The sequence below is a fragment of the Escherichia sp. WS1451 genome (genome assembly GCF_046487365.1).
Classification (GTDB): Bacteria; Pseudomonadota; Gammaproteobacteria; order Enterobacterales; family Enterobacteriaceae; genus Escherichia; species Escherichia coli.
In genome coordinates, this window is the sequence record NZ_JBJQJP010000014.1 from 1 (window position 1) to 22884 (window position 22884).

General features: G+C 45.8%; 31 protein-coding genes. All 31 read right to left on the reverse strand.

The window, feature by feature from the left end:
• Positions 1 to 396: 396 nt before the first annotated feature.
• The 31 genes from ACJHX7_RS17260 to ACJHX7_RS17410 all read right to left on the reverse strand — a co-directional run bounded on the left by ACJHX7_RS17260 (position 397) and on the right by ACJHX7_RS17410 (position 22778).
• Positions 397 to 1002: a hypothetical protein gene (locus ACJHX7_RS17260; RefSeq protein WP_000137793.1), complete on the reverse strand. Its 606-nt coding sequence runs from the start codon at positions 1000 to 1002 to the stop codon at positions 397 to 399.
• 215 nt (positions 1003 to 1217) lie between these two features.
• Positions 1218 to 1499 carry a hypothetical protein gene (locus ACJHX7_RS17265; protein ID WP_000703843.1) on the reverse strand — a complete coding sequence of 94 codons (282 nt, stop codon included), beginning with the start codon at positions 1497 to 1499 and terminating at the stop codon, positions 1218 to 1220.
• A 374-nt stretch (positions 1500 to 1873) separates the two neighbouring features.
• Positions 1874 to 2185 (reverse strand): hypothetical protein, encoded by a 312-nt coding sequence (locus ACJHX7_RS17270; RefSeq protein WP_001424621.1) that lies wholly within the window; start codon positions 2183 to 2185, stop codon positions 1874 to 1876.
• Between the two features lie 222 nt (positions 2186 to 2407).
• A complete protein-coding gene (locus ACJHX7_RS17275; RefSeq protein ID WP_000814954.1) occupies positions 2408 to 2608 on the reverse strand; it encodes a hypothetical protein in 201 nt (66 codons plus the stop codon).
• 39 nt (positions 2609 to 2647) lie between these two features.
• Positions 2648 to 2872, reverse strand: a complete 225-nt coding sequence (locus ACJHX7_RS17280) for a hypothetical protein (protein ID WP_000551490.1) — start codon at positions 2870 to 2872, stop codon at positions 2648 to 2650.
• 54 nt (positions 2873 to 2926) lie between these two features.
• Complete coding sequence (locus ACJHX7_RS17285) at positions 2927 to 3130, reverse strand: hypothetical protein (RefSeq protein ID WP_000781545.1); 204 nt, start codon at positions 3128 to 3130, stop codon at positions 2927 to 2929.
• Positions 3131 to 3682: 552 nt separating this feature from the next.
• Entirely contained in the window at positions 3683 to 4174 is a 492-nt protein-coding gene (locus ACJHX7_RS17290; RefSeq protein WP_001424592.1) for a DUF3085 domain-containing protein, read from the reverse strand.
• Between the two features lie 4 nt (positions 4175 to 4178).
• The gene (locus ACJHX7_RS17295) at positions 4179 to 4490 is read right to left on the reverse strand and encodes a DUF957 domain-containing protein (RefSeq protein ID WP_001165367.1); all 312 of its coding nucleotides are present in this window, start codon (positions 4488 to 4490) and stop codon (positions 4179 to 4181) included.
• 515 nt (positions 4491 to 5005) lie between these two features.
• The gene (locus ACJHX7_RS17300) at positions 5006 to 5326 is read right to left on the reverse strand and encodes a hypothetical protein (protein WP_001133831.1); all 321 of its coding nucleotides are present in this window, start codon (positions 5324 to 5326) and stop codon (positions 5006 to 5008) included.
• A gap of 179 nt (positions 5327 to 5505) precedes the next feature.
• Positions 5506 to 5733, reverse strand: coding sequence for a hypothetical protein (locus ACJHX7_RS17305; RefSeq protein ID WP_000276410.1), 228 nt, complete (start codon positions 5731 to 5733; stop codon positions 5506 to 5508).
• A gap of 227 nt (positions 5734 to 5960) precedes the next feature.
• Entirely contained in the window at positions 5961 to 6572 is a 612-nt protein-coding gene (locus ACJHX7_RS17310; RefSeq protein ID WP_077248242.1) for a DUF6012 family protein, read from the reverse strand.
• 111 nt (positions 6573 to 6683) lie between these two features.
• Complete coding sequence (locus ACJHX7_RS17315) at positions 6684 to 7217, reverse strand: HNH endonuclease (protein ID WP_000241454.1); 534 nt, start codon at positions 7215 to 7217, stop codon at positions 6684 to 6686.
• 60 nt (positions 7218 to 7277) lie between these two features.
• Positions 7278 to 7466 carry a hypothetical protein gene (locus ACJHX7_RS17320; protein ID WP_000159618.1) on the reverse strand — a complete coding sequence of 63 codons (189 nt, stop codon included), beginning with the start codon at positions 7464 to 7466 and terminating at the stop codon, positions 7278 to 7280.
• Entirely contained in the window at positions 7463 to 7774 is a 312-nt protein-coding gene (locus tag ACJHX7_RS17325) for a hypothetical protein (protein WP_000172889.1), read from the reverse strand. The genes ACJHX7_RS17320 and ACJHX7_RS17325 overlap by 4 nt, the downstream gene beginning before the upstream one ends.
• A gap of 62 nt (positions 7775 to 7836) precedes the next feature.
• Entirely contained in the window at positions 7837 to 8076 is a 240-nt protein-coding gene (locus ACJHX7_RS17330) for a hypothetical protein (RefSeq protein WP_001180999.1), read from the reverse strand.
• 249 nt (positions 8077 to 8325) lie between these two features.
• Complete coding sequence (locus tag ACJHX7_RS17335) at positions 8326 to 10710, reverse strand: phosphoadenosine phosphosulfate reductase family protein (RefSeq protein ID WP_000469466.1); 2385 nt, start codon at positions 10708 to 10710, stop codon at positions 8326 to 8328.
• Positions 10711 to 10882: 172 nt separating this feature from the next.
• Entirely contained in the window at positions 10883 to 11332 is a 450-nt protein-coding gene (locus ACJHX7_RS17340) for a hypothetical protein (protein ID WP_000182314.1), read from the reverse strand.
• Between the two features lie 51 nt (positions 11333 to 11383).
• Positions 11384 to 12175, reverse strand: coding sequence for a hypothetical protein (locus tag ACJHX7_RS17345; protein ID WP_046788417.1), 792 nt, complete (start codon positions 12173 to 12175; stop codon positions 11384 to 11386).
• A 226-nt stretch (positions 12176 to 12401) separates the two neighbouring features.
• On the reverse strand, positions 12402 to 12659 hold the full coding sequence (locus ACJHX7_RS17350) for a hypothetical protein (protein ID WP_042634392.1): 258 nt from the start codon (positions 12657 to 12659) through the stop codon (positions 12402 to 12404).
• A 65-nt stretch (positions 12660 to 12724) separates the two neighbouring features.
• On the reverse strand, positions 12725 to 13051 hold the full coding sequence (locus ACJHX7_RS17355) for a hypothetical protein (RefSeq protein ID WP_000556022.1): 327 nt from the start codon (positions 13049 to 13051) through the stop codon (positions 12725 to 12727).
• A 415-nt stretch (positions 13052 to 13466) separates the two neighbouring features.
• A complete protein-coding gene (locus ACJHX7_RS17360) occupies positions 13467 to 13613 on the reverse strand; it encodes a hypothetical protein (protein WP_001426334.1) in 147 nt (48 codons plus the stop codon).
• A gap of 280 nt (positions 13614 to 13893) precedes the next feature.
• A complete protein-coding gene (locus tag ACJHX7_RS17365) occupies positions 13894 to 15144 on the reverse strand; it encodes a site-specific DNA-methyltransferase (RefSeq protein WP_000104323.1) in 1251 nt (416 codons plus the stop codon).
• Between the two features lie 168 nt (positions 15145 to 15312).
• Positions 15313 to 15921, reverse strand: a complete 609-nt coding sequence (locus ACJHX7_RS17370) for a hypothetical protein (protein ID WP_000833773.1) — start codon at positions 15919 to 15921, stop codon at positions 15313 to 15315.
• A gap of 155 nt (positions 15922 to 16076) precedes the next feature.
• A complete protein-coding gene (locus tag ACJHX7_RS17375) occupies positions 16077 to 16334 on the reverse strand; it encodes a hypothetical protein (protein WP_001290637.1) in 258 nt (85 codons plus the stop codon).
• A 64-nt stretch (positions 16335 to 16398) separates the two neighbouring features.
• Positions 16399 to 16827, reverse strand: a complete 429-nt coding sequence (locus ACJHX7_RS17380) for a hypothetical protein (protein ID WP_001133498.1) — start codon at positions 16825 to 16827, stop codon at positions 16399 to 16401.
• A 94-nt stretch (positions 16828 to 16921) separates the two neighbouring features.
• Positions 16922 to 17299 carry a hypothetical protein gene (locus ACJHX7_RS17385; protein ID WP_000853477.1) on the reverse strand — a complete coding sequence of 126 codons (378 nt, stop codon included), beginning with the start codon at positions 17297 to 17299 and terminating at the stop codon, positions 16922 to 16924.
• A gap of 407 nt (positions 17300 to 17706) precedes the next feature.
• Positions 17707 to 18654: a flavin reductase gene (locus ACJHX7_RS17390; RefSeq protein ID WP_164846946.1), complete on the reverse strand. Its 948-nt coding sequence runs from the start codon at positions 18652 to 18654 to the stop codon at positions 17707 to 17709.
• 242 nt (positions 18655 to 18896) lie between these two features.
• The gene (locus tag ACJHX7_RS17395; protein ID WP_000581857.1) at positions 18897 to 19193 is read right to left on the reverse strand and encodes a type II toxin-antitoxin system RelE/ParE family toxin; all 297 of its coding nucleotides are present in this window, start codon (positions 19191 to 19193) and stop codon (positions 18897 to 18899) included.
• A 49-nt stretch (positions 19194 to 19242) separates the two neighbouring features.
• Positions 19243 to 19713 (reverse strand): hypothetical protein, encoded by a 471-nt coding sequence (locus ACJHX7_RS17400; RefSeq protein WP_000170638.1) that lies wholly within the window; start codon positions 19711 to 19713, stop codon positions 19243 to 19245.
• A 434-nt stretch (positions 19714 to 20147) separates the two neighbouring features.
• Positions 20148 to 22538, reverse strand: a complete 2391-nt coding sequence (locus ACJHX7_RS17405; RefSeq protein ID WP_000694550.1) for an Ig-like domain-containing protein — start codon at positions 22536 to 22538, stop codon at positions 20148 to 20150.
• Positions 22539 to 22610: 72 nt separating this feature from the next.
• A complete protein-coding gene (locus ACJHX7_RS17410) occupies positions 22611 to 22778 on the reverse strand; it encodes a hypothetical protein (RefSeq protein WP_000803860.1) in 168 nt (55 codons plus the stop codon).
• Positions 22779 to 22884: the final 106 nt, after the last annotated feature.

Consider the following 22884-nt stretch of genomic DNA (forward strand, 5'->3'; position numbering starts at 1 on the left):
CAGTAGTGAAGTAGTGATTCACGACTTCAAGGCGCTTTTCAAAAGGGTATTTTGGCTTTGACATATCAGGGGCTATTCCATTTCATCGTCCAACAAAATGGGTGCAGTACAGGTTAATTGAAAAATTACTCGGGGCTTTCTGCTTTTACCACAGTCAAACAGTGTTACCGCTGGCTGGGGCAAAAGCCTCCAGCACCAGCGTCATTATATCACTCTGCCCTGATCAGCCAAACACCCTGCCTGCATAAATCATTGATTTATAATTTATTTGACATGAGTCACTTCCGGTTGTCGGAGACAGTCTTTTTACACTAAAGAAAAGGGTAACGGGCAGCTGCTTGGTCGGAACATACAGTGCAGTTCCTGCCCGTTTAATTTCCGGATGCAATGGTAGGATCAGGAGGCACTGGTTCCGTTGATTAGGGAAAGCTTATGTGCCTGAATACGGCTGTATTCGAGATGGGATGGAATATTACAGATGCGCTCCAGTCGATCATGCAGCCTCGTGTAGGTCAGTCGATGAATACCGGACATTTCATCAAGTAGCCAGCGCTTGATGTAAGGGTTACAGGAAAGCCGGGCAAGATCGTCGTCATCCACTTCGTCAAAGAACCAGTACTGCTCCATCGGGACTACCTGAAATATCCACGGCCGGGGATAGTCCCCTGTGACAACCAAAAACCATGCGAGAAAGCATAGACACAGCTCAACGATCATCAGCATCGAAAATTGCGAATAACTTAGACCAGGCACATAGGGTGAACTATCCGCAACATACCCCCTGAACAATTCCGCCACAAGGTAGCCCAATAGCGACAAGGCCAGCATCAGGGTCAGGATTAATCCCCCATTAAACGCTACCGAAGCCTTTTGAACCCGATCAGGTGCTGTCCGGCTGCGATAGTTGGTCACTACTCTTTCTACAAGTGCCCTTATGGCAGCCTGTTCTTTACTGACATCAGCTCCGGAAAAACCGGACGGGCTTTTATTTAATTCAGTCATACCCCACTCCTGTTATGTGCTCTACTGAACAAACACGTAGATCATACAGAGCTCACGGACGCACTCCTGCCAGATAAAGGAGGGAATTTGGCTGTAAGACGGTTAGCCAACAGTTCAGGTTATGCGTGGGATCCGGCCAGTCAGAAAGGATTCCGTTATTAACAGGCAAGGTTAAAGGCAGATGGACGTTGAAATTGTGGATGCTAAAAGGGGTATTACTCTTTTTCCTGCATAGCGGCTTTTTCAGCCCGGGTGGCCAGGCGAGCATTTCCGAAAGGTTCACGGACAAGCAGGGGCTTCTCCTTCTTCCAGCCCCTGATAGCCGTTTCTCCAAAACGACGTGGTGCATTGCCGTTCCAGCGAGCAATCACATGATTATCATGAATTTCTATAATGACAACGGGGTGGACAATGACCGTTGTAATGGTGGTATTTCCCATTTTGGTACGGGTTACAGACCAAACCTGCATCCCGGATTCCAGCTGGCTGATTTTCATATTATATCCTTAAGCCAACACGAACTGCGCCACAAAAATTAATGTGGCGCAATTTACCATAAACAATAAACATCAGATACCCGTGAAGAGATTTCCCTTTATTTTAAAATTCTTCTGGAGAAAAAATGATATTTCCAGAAGAAGTCAGCGAAATTCAGAAACGGCCATCACAATGGTGCTGCGCTGACGCTGGCGTTCTGCCTTGCGCTGCCTGCGGCGATAGATCTATTTTGCGCTGACGTAAGGGCAGTCCTCACGGGTATACCAGCAGCAGCCGCAAGGTTCGGGCCGGGGTTTTCCGGCAAGTCCAAATGGTTTCATCAAGTCACCTTTTTAATATTTTTAATGGCAAGATACTTCCCTAACACATTGTTTTATCGCATATAACGCTGTTGCATAAACAGATACAGATAACCCTCAGGAGAAAACATGCAAAGGTTATCAGTGATAACCGCATCCAGATACCGAGTGTCAGTCTGTAAACGTTTTATCACCAGAAAATGTGCTGCCGCAGCCTTAATGCCAGAACTACCGTTTACAACATTATGTATACCCGCTTCGAATAACGAACGAGCATGAATTACCTTTTCCCGGGCCGCTTCGATCTCCGCATTAATAACGCATTGCCGCGCCTGGATGACTGCCTCTCCGGTTAAATCGCGGAAATTCATTAGAGATGTGATCATGATTAACTCTCCAGATTATGTGGAATCATTATAACAACTGGCATCCCGCCACAAATAACCTGAGAAAAATTCTTTGAAATATTCCTATATATAAGGAATTACAGTCGGAAAAGAAACGATGAAATAGCGCCGACCGCTTAAAATCGATAAATTAAAATGGACGGCACTGGAATGAAAAACTGAAAGTAGTAAGACCGTAATTATCCTTCACGGATGTAAGCTTTATAAGAGGAGTACTGGCAAAGCTTTGCCAAGTACTTCGGCGGTTGTGTCTACGATTTTACGGATGTCATCGATCTGCGAAGGCTTATTCAACACCACCGTAAAAAGCTCTCCTTCGTTATCAGCCTGCTCGCAGTTTCCGTATCGGCTCCCGTCGTACAGCTGCACAATACGTGACATAGAAGACTTTGTTTGTTTCATGGCTTTGCACCTGCTTTTAGGCAGTTTGGTTACTGGTTATCAGAAGCTGGTTTCATGCGCTTCCGGCTGGGACACGAACTGGTATTTGACGCCGCCAGGCACACCTACTGCTTCGGCAATAGAGTCGCAAAGCCGCGATAAATCATTTAGTGTCATCGGATATTCAATATCTACAGAATATAAAGCACCTGCATTTTCAGCATCTTCGATGTTTTTATACTGGGCACTAAATATAGCAATGGTCTGAATTTCGTGGTTATGCATGAACCGGTCCTTATTAAATTATAAAAGCCACCCGAGAGTGGCCTGAGTTGAAACTTAAATCTGTGAAGTATTTTTGAGAGATTTTTTGCGATCCAGATGCCGGGCAACAATGGTTCCGATAACAAGTAGCATGATGACCGCACTGAAGAAGGTGCTGTCAGGGACGCCCTGGAAAAAATCACTGAAACTGTAAACAATAAAAATCAATGCGCAAAAATAGAAAACGATACGAACATAAGGGGTAAAAAACATTTTCATCGGTTGCCTTCCATTCAGGGAGAATTCTCAGTAATTACATCACACCTGAAGAGAAACTATTTTCGTATAAATGAGCATTTTCGACATATCAGAGGGGGGGTTTACTCATAAATGAGGTAGTAAGGGTCACACTTGAGGTGAAAGTTACTTTCCTGGCTGCGAACGAACTATCTCAAATGTTAGAGGTGTGCGTTCGCCTTGAGAGCCTCATGCCCTGAGGAGCTCAACTTGAGCCGATAGTATAAACCTGGCTCCAGATGGCTTGCTGGCTGGCATAACTCCACGAGGCCGAGCCGGAACAGGACCGGAGAGCTCCTGCACGTCACATCATCAGGATTCCCCATAAACGTACGCCGTTCTCTGGCCCGTCTGAAATTGCCAGAGATATCATAGACCGTGCCGGATGCCATCCGTCGTAACACGTAAATCTGTGCCATTGTAAGCTTCTGGGCGGAACTGCTTAAACCTGACATACCTTCCCCTCCTTATATAAAACAATCCGCCAGCAGCTCGACTGGCGGACAATGTTTGACTGGCAACAGCAAGGACATACTATTTAGTGACAAGTTTGATCTTGGTTTCACTCATTCGAAGTCGAAACTCCTGAAAACCCTGCTCTACCGCTAACTCCAGCCACTCAACGGGAATGGTATAGCTACAATCAGACCCACCCAAAGCGGCATCACAAGCGTAATCCCAGTCCTCATCCAGTTTTGGATTCATCCCCTGGGCGTAAGCCACAGTATCGCGGGATGCGGGAGAGCCCTCAAGCTCAGCATTAGTGATCAGGTATACACCATGACTGTGCGCGAGAAGCACTTTTGGCACCAGATGTGTGCTGGCAATTTTTGAGGATGAGGGAAAGAAAACCCTACCAGCTTTACGCGCCTCTTCTTCAGTCTGTCCCTCAGCGTTAAGGAGGGCTCCCCCCGGATAGCATGCCGGGTCATAGATCTGATCTGCGGTGACCGAAAACGTTTTTGCGGTGCGAATTTCTTCGATCAGTTTATTAATATCCGCCATTTCAAATACGAGAGTGGTCACAGGCTTACTCTCCCTCTTCAGTGGACAACATCAGATACTTTGTTGCCAGCAGAAGCTCTCCCACATCCTTGAGGGACAATTCAGCTTTGCCTTCTACGGCAAGCTGCAAGCGCTGTCGAATTGCATGAACAGAATCTGAAGATAAAGATGCCATTTTGCGCAAAACGGCATTAGCCTTTTCTACAGCAGGATACAGAATTTCTGAGTTGGTATTATCTTCGTCATTATCAAAGATAATTTCAGAATCCATATTGATGTTATCTTCAAGCCAGCTTGAAAGCACTTCAAGTAATGACATCACCTTTTCAATTTGCATATCGCCTCCTCTGTTAATGTGAAACAAATATAACAAAGTGGCTTACCCGGCTAATAACCTGAGCAGAAAGTTTTCGCACTTTGTTTGAAAACAACTTTTCTGCTCAGGTTAATGTTAAAGTCGCTGTGTAAAAGATAAAGGGCACTAAAGATGATTTAAGCATCAAACAGACTAAATCGGATTCCGTCTTTTATATCGCTTTTAAAATAGAATGAATGAAATATAAATTTAGCGTTTATGATTGAACGCTGTAGAGGTTGATTTATCCAGTGATATTCAGTTTGGGGCCTTAAAAAGGTTTTATTTTGGATTCGAATTACAAAGGGAGCACCGACATTTTTCTGGGGGCTCCCGCAGAGAAAAAGCGGTGAGGCTATGAAGACGAAGAGGAGGTATTCGACGAAATACTGTATGGCCACAGGAGAGCTTCAGCACCCATATCCTGCCGTCTCGCTCGCCTGTAATGATTTCAACATGTACAACGTCATACCACGTAGTTGTATTTCTCACTTTGTTTATGCTTCCTGACACCGTGTGAACGCAATCTTCGTCTGGATGCGTTCATAGATGGAAAACTGCCTTTCAATGGAACCGGCATTAGACAGTAATTCATGAAGCTCAGCAGAGTCTGTATCGGGAACGATAGCTACAGAAACTCCATATCTCCGTCCAATTTTGATTAGGTGCGCAAGCTGTTCTTTTTCGGATTCTGTGAGCATTGCCAGATCTCTTCCGGACACCTGCTCTATAAACGAACCAAGGTTTTTGGGAAAAAAGGGTTCGGCATCAGAGTTATGTGCTGGGCGCGTCTGCGGCTTATCGAAGCTATTGGGCATGAATAGAACCTATACAGTTAGAGAACTGGAGAATGGATAAAGACTCTATGAAAATCAGTTGTGCTACACTCGAATGCTAATCAAGCTTTATGATGGCTTTAGTAGGGATGGCCGTCAACTTAAACCGATAAGAAGGGAGCCATTTATCGTTAAAGTAACTTTCCCGGATGATGCTCTTTTTACGAAATAAGTTTCTCACACTCCTGTATAAGAGTCGCCCTGGAACGAGATCGACTGGCTTTGCTTAATGAAGAGCGTAGTTGATGTTCATCAACCCCATCAGCGATAAACTGACCGATTTTTGTTTCAAGCCGCTGCATTGCCTCGTAAAGCTTGGCATCCGCATTATTTTTAAGAAACCTCAGTATATAATCAGCAATAATTTGGACGGGAGTGAACTTATACATTATGTATCCTTAAGACGTTGTGTTAAATGATTCAAAAAAATTTATAACCAGACGTAAATTATTATACATAAGTAAGCACTTTAGCTAACAAGCTGGAGGAGTGAATTTCGGTTAGCAACTATATTTTAGAAGCTGATTGCTGAATAGACAAAGCCCGGCTTACCGGGCATTCATTTAATTAGATGCTAGAAATCTGACCCGTCGTCTGACTTTTATTCCAGGCAGAGTTAGGAACTAATAATGATGGCCTGGTCAGTTTGAGGAAGCCGGTTTCCTCTGATAAATGCAGGGTGGTTTAAACGAGAAGAAGAAATGGTCATCGCCAGAAATGTCTCTTCACGCGAACGCAGAAATTCCCCCCATGAATAGGTTTCCCATACGTCGTGAGAAAGGTCGGATTCCTTTATGTACCGGGATTGCATTGTTGGCTCAAAATCGACAGGGGCTAAACTGTCATAGGATGGATGAACACGGTACCCCAATCCCTCCTCCGTCTGATGGTATGCATGTGCCAAAAGGACATCGTGGGAGACCAGGTCATAGTCGTTGTCCTGAACGAGCGTTTTTACGGTATGACTAATTTCCCCAAAGCCGTCTATTTCCCAGAGCGTTATCATTGTGAACTCAGCTAAAGTTCGTGGGCTCTTTACCAGAAAGCCATTTAATGCTCGTCGCCCCTTCAGCATGCCAACGTGGTAGGTCTTGTTGGGATAGGGTTTCATTGCCACCAGCGAATCAGCTTTAAGCTCAAGTGACAATTCAGGGACAGACACGGACATGAGAGTACACTTGTTTTTCATATGGTGAAGAATACGTGGCACAAGATGCAGATACATCATTTTCTCCTTTTATGGATATAACTGGCAGATCCTCAGCAGCATCAAAATAGTTAATAGACTTTTTTAATTGGTTAACCACTGTTGATTGACTTGTTTTATGTCTCTGAGAAATTATTCGTTTTGTTTCTGTTCGTTATACTGCTCAAACCAGAAGACGACCGGTTTTACTACAATATGAAGCAAACCAAAACGTTCTGCGGTACGGAAATTCACGCTATATGCGCGAGCCCGTTCAACCTGTTTGGTAATTTCATTTCTCATTCCTTCAACACTAAAAGCTCCTTTAAAAAGGTTGCAGGGAGCGCATGATGGAAATAAGTTTTCTATTGCATGCAGTTCAGGGTGCATAACCTTACCCGTACTTCGGGCAACATGAGTTACGCCGCTGCCGACCGGGGCTCTCACCAGTTCAAAGTCGCGTCGAACAGGCTCAACATGATCGGCATGCCACCCTTTTTCAGGAAGCTTGCAACCACAATAGGCACAACGCCCCCCAAATTTCATTCGCAGCTCAGCTCGCTGTATTTTAGAGATCTTATTTTTAGGTTTTGAGAACCTACCATCAGGTGATTCCGCTTTGGATAACTTTGCTGAGGGCTCAGGTAACTCAACTAAATTCCCGTTGATATTTATCACCTTGACCATATCATTTTCCGCCTTTACTAATCTCACGGGCACAGGAGCTGGCTTAAGTAACCGCTGAAGTTAACAGCCACTGACTGCCTCTACCCAGACCTTCTGTTTATACTCAATAGGCCACCCCTCTTTATCTGCCCGGATGACGCAATCATTTACCGTGGTGCGTGACCGGATACGAACATCAAGCGGAAGCGAATCGTTATCCACACGAGCCTGTGCCTCATTTAAAATGCGTAAAAACATCTCTTTGGTCATTCAGATACCCCCTCAACTTTGCGAATTTTGATCAGATGAGGGCGATTCAGTTTACAAAGTTGTTCTGTCGCTTCATCAATCGAATTGAACCGATGAGCCTCTTCGATATTTAAAGTCCAGTATTTCGCTTTCCCTTCTCCCAGATCGGACTCAAAATAATTTCGCTTTACATCCATTTTTTTAGGCCTGCCATTTATCTTGACGACATTATGTCTGTCATCAAAAAGAAATTCGTCCCCCTCAAAAGTGATTAATACAAATGGCCCCTCAGGCTTGGAAGTCCGGGGACTTCCCATTTTCAAAGTCATACTTCAGCCTCTCGATAGAACTCATGAAACCTCAAATTAAAATGGACTCACACCACACTGATTCAGTATTCCTCCTGAACCCCATTAGGCTCTGTTGTGATTTCATATTTAATACCGCCAGGTGCTCCCACAGCGTCCGCGACCGACTCACACAGCAGCGAGAGATCGTTGAGGGTCATTGGGTGTTCAATGTCCAGCGTGAAGAGTTTCCCGGCTTGCTTGGCGGCTGTCTTGTCAGCATGTTCAGCATTAAAAAGGTATACGGTGTGTTTTTCCTGAGCGGGGGTATTTTGATTTTGCATTGATGATCCTTTTGTTTAGTTCCCCGATTCCGGGGGTGAGTGAATTAATTTAAATTTATATTTGTCTGGTTTAATTAGAACGTTTCCAGGCTATGCGTAAACAGGTAATGCAAAGGCTGTATCAACAGGATTAAAGTTACTTTTCTGGATGCAGCAACGCTTGGACATGATGTCCACATTACATCACGATCAAAGCTAAGTTTTTTTTGTATAACCCCTTCATTTTCGTGTGTTTCGCGTTTCAGACGCTTATACGACCTGCCTGACCATCCTCATCAGAAGGCGGTTTAACAGTCCTTTCGCTGTCGGGCGATTGCTATCGACATAGTAAAAACCTGTTTTGGTCGTACCGTGAGCACTGCTCAGCACCCTCAGTTCCCAGATAACGTCACGGATAACGCCGCCATTTTCTGGCTTAAGGCATTCAGATAAATGGCGCATGAAACGAGCTCTTACGGCACGGTAATAGCGGAACTCCTCTGGCTGGTTAGTATTTTCTTTCACCCGGAGTCGCTGGTTACACAGAGTTAGAACTGCATCCATCATTCCCGCCTTCAGCTTCGCCTGGATCGCACCTTGTTGCTGTTCCCTCTCACCTTCGAGTAACGTTAAGATTCTTTCTCCGAGTGCCGTCTTGTTGTGTACGTGCAACTGTACACAGGCAGCTACGCATGCCCAGAATCTGAACTTTTTTATCTGTCCACGCAATTTCCGGGCTACAACCTGACGGTATGCAGTATCGCTGAGTATTTTAAAACGCCGACTGGCAACCAGCTCTGGAAGCGACACTCTTTCGCCTATCCCCAGGCGGGAAAAGGTTTGTCCCCGTTGTGCGAGACGATGATAGACAGCGCCCTTCCCTTTTGAAATTCGGACCGCGCCATAACGAAGAAGATACTGAGCAGCAGTCGTTGGAGTAAACTCACCGTCAGCGATGCTCTGGCGTAACCCGTCGTATTCATGCCAGATAATCCAGGACGCCGTATCTTCTTCAACAGTCAGCTCATCCTCTTCCTCGAATGCCACGACGACAGAACTGCTCTCTCCGGTCTTTAGGCTACGTGAAGCCCTGGGGTCAGCCTGCCCGTCAAAATAGGTCATCAGCGGCAACGTATCAGTCAGTCCATCATAAGCTGTACCGAACCGGCCTCCGGGCAGTTTCATCCAGAGTGGAGCTGGCATTGGTGTACGGGCCACAGGCAGCATGTCAGGCTCATCCTCAAGAAGGTCCAGATCGGCCTCTTCCCAGACTCTGCGATAGATCTCAATTGCCCGAAACGGGCGAGGGTTGAAACAGTGCAACGACCAGAGGAAATCAACGTGGATCACGTTTGCTTCATGTACAAGCCGAAATTGTGGCTCAGCCATACGACGGTTATAAGCCGTATCGTCCACCTCGCCGGAAAGTAGCTTTCTGCGATGCTTTGCCGCACGTCTGGCTTCAACATAATCAAGGCTGCAACAGACATGAAAAAGACGTTCAGTCAGGGACGAAGAAAAGATATTGGGTTGAAGACGCACATACCCGCCTTCGAACACTTTACGACCGATATAATCCCGCAGGCTCCAGTCGTACTGGATCTTAGAAAGAAATCGCTGAAGACGACTTAGGCCTGCCTGATAACCATATTTCTCAGGGTCAGTGCGAAGGAGCGTTTCCATTGAATGGTCAACCCCTACGGCTGTGCAAAGCGAGCACCCATATCTAGCCCCACAAGCTGAGGTTCGCGTGGGTTTCTCCGGCGACCAGATACACTCTCCGGTGGCGTCTTTATAAAGCGTTGCCAGGCTGAAGTTATCCGGCATAAAGCTTGGTAAAGGGAAGCGGGATTCGGAACCACAGGCCATTAGAAAAGACCAGATGTCCTGAGTGCGCCACTCCTTTACTGGATAGAGTTCACCACCGTGCTCAGTCAGGGTTACTTTCCTCGCCTGCCCTCCCATTTTGAGGATATTTCCGGCCCTTCGGGCACTTTCATCATCCCTGGAGCCCAGCATCAGGCATACCCTGCTTCGTACGGATGCCGGGGCGTTTTTTAGATAACGAGCTTTGGCCTTGCGCAGGGGGGCGATTTTGTAGTCGGTTGAGCACTGACGGGTTGAAGAATTAGTCCAGGTCGGAAGTCCACGTCCAGTCAGAATGCGGCCTACCCAGCTCTGCGTAAGAGACGGTTGGGCGACAAGGACTGTGACCGGTAGCTGGTGTTCAGCAATGAACATTCTAAGCTGGTTGAGAACCTGTGAAGCCTGATAGTGCATCTCAGGGTTTTCGATCAGCGTATCGGACATCTGAATGAAATGATGTTCGCTGATATTTGTGCCGTTACGTACTGCCCTGATCAATGCCATCAGAAATAGGTGAAGAAGAGAATGGGAGTCTTTACCGCCACTGTATCCCACGCACATCGTCCATCCGTCCGTAATAGCCTGATAAATAGCAGATGTGGCTGACGTGACCAGAGAAGAAAGACTCACAGTCTCCTTTTCATCGGTATAGTTCAGATCGGCATCGGTTGTCAGGGTCTCCCAAACATCAGCCCATTTATCATGTTTCAAAATGGCAGCATTAGCCGCCTCAGGAAAAATAACTTCTGAGGGTAATTCAAGGAATGAGTCACTTTTTTCAATAAACATATATTTTCCTGAACCACGGCATATGCTGCATCACTGATATTTTTATTAGAACTTTAAAATAACTACAGCGCAACCATTTAGCGAAATTATATTAAATCAAAATCACGCAAATTTAATTCTTAAATAGATTTAAAATAAAAACCCATTGTAATTTAATCTCCCAGCACAGCTATTAGATATAGGTTGGTGGTGTAATAAAAGCCGTGACATTTGTTTTCAACTCAGACAGCGGAATTGAAGGAGTGTTAAGAGTCATGTCATCACCACAATGGCGTGGTAGAGCAGAAAGCTGAAATGAATCTTTCATCACCCTAATAACCGGGCATTCCGTACGTGCTGATGGCATTACTTCCCGCAGCATCGCTTCCTGCCTTGTGCTATCGCTATGCTTATATTCATCCTGGTCTGTTATTTCTTGAATTTCATCTTCACCACAAAATGACCAGTTAGCGTCATAGAAGTAAAACTCAGTTAACTGAAGATCGTTTTTTTTCACGTATGTCGCCAATTTGCGGATACGCTGTTCAAGCATTGTATCTATCCGTAAGGAAACACTTTGCGGAACATCACTTGCAAAGTCATTGATGCAAACAACGGTAGATACTATGAATTTATTGGTCATGGCAGGCTCCAGGCCACCGGGGGAACCGGTGGCTACGGTTATCAGGCAGGCTTATGCGCCGCAAAGGGTGTCAAGGGAAGGAAGAAGCTTGCTCAGCTTGTCGTAATCGAGCGGAGACAGTTCTGTAACGAGTTCGACCGAAAGACTGGTGTTGTCTTCTTCACTCAGAATATAGATTCCGTCTTCTGGCTCTTTTCCGGCACATGCCTTCAGTCGTCTGTTAACGACCTCCTGGGCTGAATCCGCTACGTCGCAGCTCAGGACATAGCTTGCCACATAGCTGCTCTCACCGTGGTAATGCGTCACTTTACACAGAGCATACTGGATACCGGCTTTGTGAGCCTCATTCATGAGACGAGAAAACTGACAGCCATCCTGGTAATAGTGGGTATCCTTTGTGACCAGAATAGTCATACCCCCAAATTCATCTGTCCGGCTTTTACTGCATGTAAATGCAGCAGTAATTGTTACCATTTCCGGGAGGTCGAATACCGACAGCACGGCAGTTGTGAGGCAAATTGCATGGTCAAGATCAATAGTCTCTCCATGAAAAACTGACAGCCCACTGCTGTTAACTTCTGTTGCGAACGACAGTTCATAATTACAGTCTGGGCAGGATGGTTGCCCAAAGCTCGGCTCTGAAGGGTCATACTCAGGGTGGTTCTCAATAATACTGAGAATCAGCTTCTCAGTCAGAGAACAATCTGCCAGTGGCTTATCAATCAAACGCTCACCTTCTGCAATTTCTGCTTCGGTAACGAATGTGATTGCTTCTTGTGCCATTTTAGCCTGCTCCTGAGTGCAGGGAATAATAAACGACGCCAGAGTATAATTATCTGCCACAGTTGACTCCTTGATTATTTAATTAATGTATTTGATGAGAAGATCATAACAAACACACTACTACCAACTAATAACCTGAAGTCGTTTTTTTAGAAAAAATATTAAGAAGAATATGAACACCACCTCATCTTAAATTAATATTGTTCAGGATTAATATTCATTTTTGCAAATAAAAACCGCCAGACGGCGGCTTTTATAAAGAGGGAAATATCATTGGAAGCTGAAATTACTTCACGGCAGGCCGACAAATTACGCGACTGCTGTGAGCTGAAGCGAAACTTGTAGAGGAAACTATAATCACCTTTTCTAAGTCGTCGGCACTGTCGGCAATATGATGCCGAAAAGCCTCCTCTGCATCACCAGGGGAATCGGCTTCGACCGGGTAGGCCTGATCATCATCATCAAACATAATGCGCCCGGAAATGAGATAAAGTCGGCTCAAATCTGGCGTCGCTGCGCTCGTGCTTCGTTCGTTCAGATTCATTTTTTCTCCGTCTGTTGCTCGTAAAAAGAATGACGCCGGTTTAAAAGGCGTCGCCAGGGTTCAGGCTAAAACGCAGGGTTGCCATCGAGGAAGCTCATTGGCTGGCCAATAGCGGATGCCACCCTGAGAATTTCACCTGGTGTGGCATAGCGCAGCATTTCTGAGCGTCCAAATTTCTGATACTCATCTACTGACATCTTTCTCCACTCGGGGTGAGGATCTTTTCCGCACAGTGACCAGTTGCTTTCAGAGGAATCACGACGGAGAACGTACACATCAAGCGAGGCTGTAAGCCCGCTTCCATATCCCCGCTGCGCTACAATACGAACCTGAGAACCATCGTCGCGTTGCAACGTCTGGGTTAATTTCGTGATAGGATCCTGAGAATGCATGCCATTTACCTCGTTTTTAAAAGAATTACCGTAAGTAAATGATACCGAATCGAGAATTCTGGCTAATAGGTCAGAAGAAAAAATATTGCATATTTTTGAAGTGTAGGATAATGATTAGAATAAAATGGCCTGAATAAATCGTTAGCTTTAACTCTGCTTATTTCAGAAAAACTCTGAATTAGTAGTGATGGAAAACGACGCGGTGAAAAGTAACTTTTACACCGCAATTCAGAAAAAAGTTTCAGTTAGTCACATTACGAATAACCCGGCTTACTTTCGCATGTGCGTTCCCCTGCATGTTAAAGTAAAGCCCTCCGGGCAGACTCGTCGCCCACTTAACGCCTCGCTCAGCCATACGCTTCGGTGTTTCCAGCCAACCACGAGGAATATTGCCCGGAACGTTACCGATAACCCGTCAAATGCATGCTGCTACCCGGATGCCGCCGGGAATATCGCATTTGGATTCAACAATATGCATGACCTCAGATAAAGCACCATGCCGCTGGACATGATCGCCAATGTGCAACTCGATAGGAGAAGCCATTTCTGAATCTGACTTCATATCTGTCCACCTTTAATTTAGAAACCGTCTAAATTACCAAATTAGTTAATCCAACAACATCTGTATCACAACCATCAATTTGTTTTTGTTGGGTCTATATCGTAGAAACAAGTGAATAATGAATACACTCGTTAATACAGACAACCGGAAATGAATGACTACCTGATTATCTCAGCGGTATATGCTAAGCCGTTAATATTGCCATTCTCTGGTGGAACCACTGCTAAATGAATAAACCGTTTGTCGCTTCAAACCACTTTATCAAAACCGTTAACTTGCATTAAGTCCGATACAGTTCGGCGAGCTCATCCAGCATGGGGTTACTCTTATATCCCGGTGCGGCCGTAAAAAGGTTTCGGGAAATCGCCAGCCACTCCATGATTTTGTCCGTCGCCAGCCAACGTCTGCCAAGTCGCTCGGCTGCGATGGGGACTTTATGCAAGCCAGCGAAGGGATCTACAACAAGATCTCCCGGCTCTGTCAAAAACTCAATCAGAAACGCTGCAAGCCTGGTAGGAGACGTTGCACCGTGCAGCGGAAAACCGAGCTCGCGGGCAATGGAATGGCAAAATCTCGTATCAGCGCAGCTATTGCCGTAAAACAAAGTATTCTTGGGGATCGTTCCTTCTGTTTTATTTCCAAAGGAACCGCTTTTAAGCTGGTACGCCCCATCACCATAAAAGGTCGTGCGATTTTCACCGCCTGCTGCCTGCAATTTTAGATGCTGGTCTGAATGCGGTTGTAGTACACGTAAGTTGTTTGAACGAACCTTACTCGCATCATTGGTAAACCACAGCACAGGCTCATACGATGAGCAGAGCTGCACCCGTTGCTTACATGCCCAGTGCGTTGGCGATGGGGGCTTACTGCGATTCACCCACTGAAGCCTGTCCATGAGCTCAAGCCCCAGCTTGTCACATAATGCCAGTGTCAGACGCTCCAGATACAGAGAACGTGAAGGCCTACCCCTATTAAAGCTATCTTGAGTGATATTCAATGCCACACTTGCGCCCGGTACAAGCTGTTTCACGATCGGTTCGAGGATACGCAGAAGCCAGTCAATATAAGCCTGCTCGCCACGCCCCCCTCCGTGCCCGTAGTCTCTTGAATTTCGAAGGAGGTAAGGTGGCGAGGTCAGGCAAAGATGAATTTGCTCGGTGATATTGCTGAAGAAGGCATAGGCGTTTCCAAAAACCGATGCCCCAAGAGAAGTTGAGAAACCGACAACACAGAGCTTTTCCCATGACTCATGCAGGTTTGTTTTCGTCTTAGAGGCGTATCTCCAGACGCCCCGTTTTTCTGGAACGCGTTCGATGACCCCGGCCTGACGGAGAGTCTGCTGAAACCAGCGAACCTTATGTTTGACGCCGCTGGTTCTGGTTTTATCTGACCCAAATTCTTTCAGTTCGTGCAATTCGGCATCCGACATGCCAGTTTTACGCTGCACTTCGCGATAAAGCTCGTCGTTGGTCAACGGCGATTCGGAGGCAGCGTAGATATGCGCAATTAAGTCCGTATTAATCGTACTCATCAGCCATCCTAATGGGGATACAGTTATTATATCGGCCTGATGGTTGGAAGTGAGATTACTAAATCAGACCGATCTGGTTTGTTGAAGACTTTGCCAAATCATGCAGCACAGCTGGGCTTGCACAGAGCGAGCCGGGCTCCTTTAGCGGAGACACCTTCGCAAGTTGGATTAATCAGCCTCAAGATTCTGGAACTCAATGAGCTTTTGCTCACACTCCTCCCTGCCCCACGATCCCTGCCAGTCACAGATGTCCCGGTACTTACTTTCCAGCTTATCCATCTGTGCGAGATTAGCTGTTGCGAAGTCTGTCCATATGTCATGCCAGCAAGCGTTGTACGTAACGCCAGCTGGTGGACAATACTCCATTGCATCAGCATTAATAATTTCAACGCGAAGATCGGTTGCAAACGAGGCTGCAACGAGGTTAATAACATCCTGTTCTTTTTCGATTACCGTGACATGGGTTACATCGTCTTTCTGAAGAATGGCGTGGAGCACCATACCAAGACCAAGACCATTAATGAGCACCCGCCCGGTGGCTCGCTCTATAAAATCCTGGCAGGTTCGGATCTCCATCGGGGTATTGGACATCACCACATCCCAGCCGTTGGACAAGCGGCGATATCTACCGGGCGGGATAAACTCATCTGTATTACCAGTACACTCGGCACGAAGGGCGAGGGTCAGCGCCTTATCTGTGGTAATTTCGAAAGTGTCCAGTTTCCAAGTTCCGGACTTGCCGTCTTTAACGGGTAAATCAGAAAAGCAGCTCTTCATCGAGGCAACCAAAATTCCAGTAGTTTTGTTACGCTGAACCTACCACAAACCCGCTCTTAATGAAGGCATCAGGAGCGATAGCGATCTTTGAGGCATCGTTTAAAACAGCGGCATCCTGTAACAGACACCCGATATTTTTTTTAATGCCGCAGGTGTTAAAGGTAGCGTTGCAAAGTTGCAACATCTTCAGGGGCAACCTCCACGCAGCTCCTGACACTGTAGTGATTTTCGCCGTTGTAGTCATAAACCCCACCGTCTTCAAAACTCAGCTGTTCAACCTCGCCAGCACACTCGGAAATCAGTGCCGTCTGGCAAGCATTTTTCTCACAATCGCTGACGAGTATACGAACATAGCTTTTCTCATGGTCGCCGTTACGGTTCTGGATCTTTACGATAAAGTGTTTTTCAGACATTTGTGCCTCCAGCTCAGGTTGAGGTTAATTTAGCGTTGCCCCGGTTCACCGGGGCAAGAATAAATCAACCCTTAATGAAATTGTGCCCCCAGGTGTTAGGCTTAAATGCCTGCTCTTTGATATATGTTTTCATTACCTTGCAGGTTTTTTTCAGGGCTTTGGTATTGGCATCGGTTACTGGGATAAAATGGCGAGAATGACGGTTTTCCCGGTACTGCTTATCAGCGTTTGGGTCAATTGCTTCGCTTTGCAGGAGCCCTTCGTGCCTGCCAATTACTATTACGTAGTTCATTTCACCTGAAACACGATCCGTGAGTAATTGAAGGGAAATATCAGCTGCTCGCGTGGCCTGGCTTGCAGATATTTTTGCATGCAAGAAAGCCCCCTTTCTGAATTTGGCCGGAGTTAGCCCTGTAATATCCTCAACACTAAAATTAAGTGAGGAAAGAATTGAAAATAAGTCGCAGCTAATGACTTCAGTATTATTAGGCATTTTACCCGTCCCCGTCCATATTCATGATACGGTAATGATACCAGGTCGATATCATTACCTAATAACTTGGTGAAAGAAAATCTGTAATTTTTAGTTAACTAAAATTAATAGTCTCAATACTGCTCAAGAATTCTTTTTTTACGTCCGGTGTAAAAGGTATACGTTCAATGTATTTATAAAGTGTCGCAAATGTTTTGGGTTCAATGTTTCGGGAGATAATGTCATCAATCGGATCTTCGAACATATTGATAAAGATATCGACATGCTGCTCTCCGCTTTCTGATGCCTTTGAAAGAAGACTGACCACTTCAATGTAGCGATTATCCTGCTCTGCAATGAACAACCAGTGCCCTTCGTTAAAGGCGGGTGCAGCGCTGTAGCGTTTAACAACAATTTCTGAAAGATTATATCCTGCCTGATTCAGCAGATTATTAAAGTTGAGTTGAGTTGAAATCACGTCTAACGTTTTCATAAAACCTCCTTTTCATCTGTACTTATTATACTGTTACCCAACCCCCAGCTAATAACCTCCCAGCAAATTTTCAGAAAAAAAACACCGCCTTTTATTTAAGATTGAACACATCCTTTTTAAATACCAACAATGATTATGAAACCACAATGTAAGTGAAGCGCCATTATGGAAAAGTAACTTTTGTGCAGCTCATAAATTTTATTTATTAGTTACGTTCCTTTGTCTTGTGGTCGAAGTTCATCAGGCGAGGCCTAAGAAGAATATGTGTGGTTTCAGCCAATGCGGTGATCGGGCATTATAATTTGGTCGGGCTATTATACGTGGGTAAAGGTAGTGGTAGGGAGAGGATCAGGTTAAATTGCATTTTCCCGGTTGCCTTCCCTGGCCTACCGGTTTCAGGTCAGACGCTAAGACCAGCGGTAATACTTAAAGTAGTCCTCATTTACAGCCAAAAACTCCCTTAAACCGTTCATTAATCCCTTTTCAAACGCTGTAACGATAAACCGGTATCCGTCCAGTGTTTCAATGTAGTAGATCCCGCCCGGTGTTATTCCAACATGCAACACCTCGGCTGTCATCATAAACTGGCCTTCCGGAAAATCATGCGACAGGTATATAAAACCCGTCGTGGCCGGTGCGGGTGTGGCATTCACTAAGACACCGTTAAACTGCTGCCCGTGCCTCGCCGGTACAAGCTCACTTCCCCTGGTTGACTTATCGAGCAGCCCCTTAACATCTTTTTGCTCTTTAGATGAGGTATAGCCCCGCACATCACTCCCATCACCTGGGCGAGAGCCGGTGCCGACATGTGCAAGACGACGGTAAGCGCTGCGCATATTGATGTGGCAGGATGCCCCGGCTCTACCCTGAAGCCTTACGCCAAAATCTTCGCAAAGTAATAAAATCTGACGTAGCTGGTGTTCATACACGGACGCAGAAAGTGAAAGGTTGAAACTGGAAAAGGTCAGTTCTAAAACCTTTTCCCGTTTGTCATTGAAATGTGCTTCCAGCCTGATGATTGGCTTTTCCGACATTGCAAAAGCTTTGTCCGTTGCTCTGTACCGGCATTCATCTCCGAAACATTCTTCAACAACGCTGGCTATAACCGTGTCGTGATCGCCATCTTCCGGAGCTGGCACAAAGATTTCAAATTGTGCCGGTGTCTCCGGCTCCAGCAGAACGGGATATAAACGCGGAGAATTAAGCAATGCGCATTCAGAATTAATGAGCTTAACCCAGGCGCTTTTGTCGTCCGGATCCTTAAGCTGCTGTCCAAGGTTATCGCAAAAGTCTACTATCTGACGGGTATGCTCATCCGTGACTGCACAGATCAGGTTAAGACCATGCGTGGCCATACTCAATTCCCGGGTTCGGGACTGGGAATTGATCGACCAGGGGTTAAGTGAAAGCGAAATAGGGCTTATGGAAGGGACGACCGTCTCATTCTGCAAATCTGTAAGCTGGCAGTTCGCAGTAGGCTTCGGGGAAAGGGTACTAAATATGTAACTTGCCTATTGTTTAGTACTGGCCTGGATATAAAACATCGCGTCCATGCTTGTATCCCGGGATGAAATTGAAAATAGCTTCATTTTTAACCTTAATGGATGAGCGATTTATAGTCATGTGCTGACAAATGGACATTATGTGCGCCATCATTCCATTCAAAGAATAATCGATACTTAGAGTTTACTCGAATGGAGGAATAACGGTTTGACGTCATTCTTAAGCGTTCATAACGCAAGCTGTTGGATAATAACTCCCGCTCACTCTGGACATTATCCAGCGTTTCGAGTCGACACAGAATCGCGTTAATAATTTCAGAAGGAATACCTGCCGTTGTTTTTCCATTACGGAAGAACTTTTCAAGCCGTCTGTCTTTAAATGAATGGATCATAGTTCCTCCGTAATAATTGACCTTAAAATTAAATTAAAAGGGCTTTGAATTAATGAATCCCTAAAATGCGGGCGGCGACTGCCAGCTGCTTATCACTTAACTGACGCTGGTGGGTTAAAGAAGACTTAAGGCTTTCCAGAAAATTATTACTGCTGGATTGCTGGGTGATTGCATCAACCATTTTTTGATGAGATCTGCACCATGCATTGAACGCAGAGTTGTGGGCGTTTTCAGTCCTCAAACGCTCGTTTTGCAAGGATGCTGACACTTTGCGGGCAGCTTGAGCATTAATGCGGTACAGCGCATTCAGCGTGTAAGCAGTGCGGGTCGTTTCGAGGCTGTAACCCGTGGCTTTACAAGCCATACAGCGACTTCTATAAAAATGCTTACGCTCTCCCCGACCATTGCATTTATCGCAAAGAATACGAAAAGTATATTCCGCAGTACCTTTTACAGAATCAACACAGCGGATTTTTGCGCTGGAGATTTCAATTCCACTGCGATCATAATATTTGGTCATAATGTGATTCCTCCGGTTAGTTCTGGAGTAATCATGACAGAATGAATCTACTGGCTAATAACCTGAGAGTAAATATTTTAAAAAAACATTGAGAGAGGGTCTGCAAATTTATACACGAAGGATTCAAATATAATTTTGTTTAAAAAATTAAGAGCATTCTGAAGTAAAAGTGCATCAAAAAGCATTCATGGATAAATCATGTACTGGTGCCAGCCATTTAAACGCGGGCATTGTTCCGGAGTGATTAAACGGTTTAGCATCATAGATTAAAACCAAAAGGAAGGCGTCCTTCCCGTCTCGGGAATATTACTTTCCCGTTTGCAATTTAAGAGCCACTTAATGAGAAAGTAATAATTAAGTCATGCTCAACTCTACATATTACATTGAGGATGGCGTAACAGGGTACGGCATACTACCGCACCCTTCTGAAGAGCTTATGTTTGAGGGAATTCTATAGCAAATGTGGCCGTGCCAGATTGACCACTTACAGCGGGAGTAACGGGATACGTGCGCTCTTCACCATTACCAAGATCCAGTGACAGCGATTTAGTTTCACCAGGCTGGACCGTAACTCCGGCAACCGTAACGCCGAACTGGGCATTTTTCTGAACAGTCAGGGTTCCGTTTAACTGTCCGGTAATGATAGAACCGTCCTGACGCCGCAACACACTGGTTCGGATGATGGCCAGCGGCGTGTTGTCCGTTGCTTTCAGTGCTACGGCTGTGGCCAGCGTCTTGAGATTATCCAGCATAATCAGATTCGCAGGCTGGTAGGTAAAATTAAGCGTTTTAGTGGTCCGGTTACCTGATTCGTCAATAGCCAGTGCCTCCAGATGATACATCTGTCCCGATTCGTCAGTGTTGGGGAAGATTCTGGGGTATTCCGGAATAAAGACATCCTTGGATAACGGCGTGAATGCCAGGGTGACCTTTTCAGAGTTAGGTCCACCAGCGAGCTGAAGCGATGTCAGGGAAGCATCCCCAGAGGCATCAGTAACGCTTATGCGAAGGTTCTCAAGCCCTTTAACCAGTTTTCCTTCTGCGTCTGCGCCATTAAAACTGAACGCGATAACCGGAAGCGTTGAGTCAATTTTCAGCGGTGCATTAAGCGTTTTGGTTCCGGTGTTTCCAACAAGATCCGTGGCAGAGACGCTAACCACCGTATAATCCCCGTCCGGTAGACCAGCGTATGAGAAGGTGGCGTTTTTGGTTTTATAATCGCTTTCACTGACGGTCACAGGCTTCAGCGTGAAAGGTTCCCCCCGGGCATTTTTAAGGGTGGCTTCGAAAACTTTGGTATCCCAGTAGCTGATGTTCCAGGCGTTGACGCGATCATTATCGGTGGCCGTCATAGTGATTGTCTTGGAGGCCTTGTTTACCTGAGCGACATTAACCACCGGTGGGTTGTTATCCCAGATAACCGTAAAATTACCAGCAAGCGCATCGAATATGCTGTCACCATCTTTTCCCGAGTAAAGGTGCAGATACTCAAATCCTTTGTCACTGGTGTAGTTGAAGTTAACCGTCATCTCGCATGAACTTTGTCCGATAGGTATAGTGCAGAACCAGGCTGCATTTTTTACCGTTCTGAACTTTTGCACGTATGGTCGGGGTTCAGCGGTTACCTTTATGCGGCTAATGGTGGCGGTTTTAACGCTGATTGAGGCCTGAGTTAACCACTCACTGGTATCACTCCGGTACATCTCTTTAGCCACTATCTTCGGGGCTATTTCCATCGCCGGGGCTGGAGTGAAGTTGAGGGAGTTATGATGAATTCGTCTTACTCCTCCTGCCAGAGTCTGGAATTCATGATAAGTATCCCCCACATTGGGATATATGTATTTGAAAGTATAAATATTATAAGTGCTATCGGACGTCTGGAAATTCGAGTCCGCCCAGCCATATTTGGAACCGTTAACAGCAGTAAAGTCACTTTTTTTCCTTAATACCCGTACGGAAATAGGGTTCTGGAAGACGGTCATGCCAGACTGATAAGTGACCCATGATCCGGTAGTGGCGTCCTGCACCTGGATGATATCGTCAGGCTTAACCCGATCAATTACGCTTCGGCGGCTTAGTTCGATCCTGTTTCCCGCTTTGTCATAAAGGTAGATCCCCACTTTATATTCAGAGCGGTTTTCCGGTGCCAGGGCATTGCTGCTTGCGTCGGCGACTTGAACGGTTACGCTACCTTCCACTGTATTAATTTCCGCTGGCTTTTTACGCTCCACTCCAGCGGCATCGGTTATGAAATATTCAGCATTAGCAAGCCCGGAACCTTTATCACTCAGTCCATTAAAGACCAGTGCCTGGACGCTGGCGTACTGCATACCGGCTGGTACTGAAGTGAAGATCGCTTCGCTGCCAAAGTTCCACCCGTTTCTCGTATAACTTATGGTACCCGTTGCCGGAGGCGTTCGGTCAATTGCAAGCGGGTAATCCTGCCGGGAGACCTCCTTCCCTTGCAAGTCGGTAATCACCTCTCTGAGGGTGAAGCTATCTTCTCCCATCGCTGGTACGGTCAGAGTCTTGCCGTAATAATCAAAGCCTGTCGAAGATGTGGTACGGTCATCTACGGTAACCAGGCTGCTTTTCGTGCTCCAGATGAGGCTCCCGTCACTTTTCAGCAGACTGAGCGTAATATAACGGTCCAGACCGGAAATAACGGCAACGTCAAAGCTCGTTACCGGATTAATCCATACGGATGCAGGCGATACGGTCTTTTTAACGTTCAGGGTATCTTTAAAGCTGAATTCTGCGATTTCAGCGGAAGCTCCTGCGCTGAAACCTGCAAATGCAATAAGCAGGGCTAGTTTGATTTTCATGGGTTGTCTCCTGATCAGGTTCCCCATGATACTTTTTCAGTGTTCGAGATCTTTTCGGGAAAATAGCTAATTTTAATGTTTTTCTTTTCTGCCCGGCGGGACCTGTTTTGTTCCATTTTTATCAGTGAATGTAATGAGACCGATTCGTCCACTGTTAACAGTGTAAAAGCGAGGTTGAAAGCCAGCTTTGAGAAGGTTTTCAATAGCTGAAAAAAAATCTTTTTTGAGCATTGGTTTCAAGATGGTTTTCCTTTTATGCCCGGTGCCGCCGGGACGGTGGCATTAAATATACGCCATGTAAGTAAATTAATTTTTACCCATTTGATTGTCAATACAAACAAAAAAT